Below are 1,061 nucleotides of genomic sequence, written 5' to 3'. Positions count from 1 at the left end.
TAGATTTGCTTACGCCAGAGACTCAAGCGGTTACGCCAGAGGTAGTGGTGGCGGAAGTCGTACAACCATTTGAAGTTTTAGATTATCCAGAATCAACGGATCTTGCTCAACTGCCACGAGAATGGCCGAGTGCCGAGTTATCTCGCGACATTGGGACATTCTTGCAACCCTCCGAGTATGCCAACGAGGGTGAGGCTCCAGATCCGACAACGGCTACTCCCGTCACGAGCACAGCATCTACGCATCGTCGTGACGACTTAGGTTTGTCATCGGATGATCTAGACTTATCTTCCTTGTCTCCAGATCTCGCCAAAAAAGTGGAAAATGCGCTGTCTCAAAACGATGCACCGACTTCTGCGCCGTCACAGGTGAATGACTTGGAGCGCAATGCGCAGCAGTGGCAAGGACGTCTTCCGGCCCTTAATTTGCAAACGCACATGTATGCCAGTGATGCCAATCGTCGTTGGGTGAAAATCAATAACGTGGAGGATCCCCAAGGAGCTGTAGTGGATGGGCAAGTCACTCTGAACGATATTCAGCCGCAGGCTGTCATTGTCGAATTCCAAGGTGAGCAAATCCGAATCCCTGCGCTTTACGAATGGGATGGTTAGTACTCTCGCGTGAAACCATTAGATAAGCAAAAGGCCACATGAATGTGGCCTTTTTCGTATCCGCTATGTGCAAACCGGTAGTTTGCGGGGCAGTTATGCCCAACCTGCAGGTGATTTCTTTCTGCGTGGAATGATATGAGGAAGAATCAAACCAAATAAAAGACCAAGGCCTGCTACACCACCACCGTAAGTGAAGTACTTAAGCAGCATGTCATCTTTTTGCGTATCCAGCTTGGCGCGAAGTTCACGGTTTTCTGTTTCAACAGAAGTGAGCTGGTCGCTGATCTCAGAGTATTTTTTCTCTAGATCTGTAATTTGTTGGTTACGAGTTTCTAGTGATGTTACTAGACCCGCTTTCTCGGTATCAGAAGTTTGACGAGCATTTGCTAGCTGTTCTTTCACTTCTGACAGCTCTTTCTCAATACGAGGAAGGCGAATTGCCATGCTTTC

2 protein-coding genes are annotated in these 1,061 nt (G+C 48.3%); one reads left to right on the top strand and one right to left on the bottom strand.

Annotation, left to right across the window (positions count from 1 at the left end; translation table 11 throughout):
* On the top strand, positions 1 to 611 hold a 611-nt coding region (locus R7R24_RS24895), incomplete at its 5' end, for a general secretion pathway protein GspB (protein ID WP_318119775.1).
* 93 nt (positions 612 to 704) lie between these two features.
* Here the strand turns inward: R7R24_RS24895 and R7R24_RS24890 are convergent.
* Positions 705 to 1,061: TIGR04211 family SH3 domain-containing protein (locus R7R24_RS24890; RefSeq protein WP_318119773.1), on the bottom strand; the 357-nt coding region annotated here is incomplete at its 5' end.

Source organism: Vibrio sp. 704 (assembly GCF_033339295.1).
This window is presented reverse-complemented; position numbering and strand designations above follow the sequence as displayed.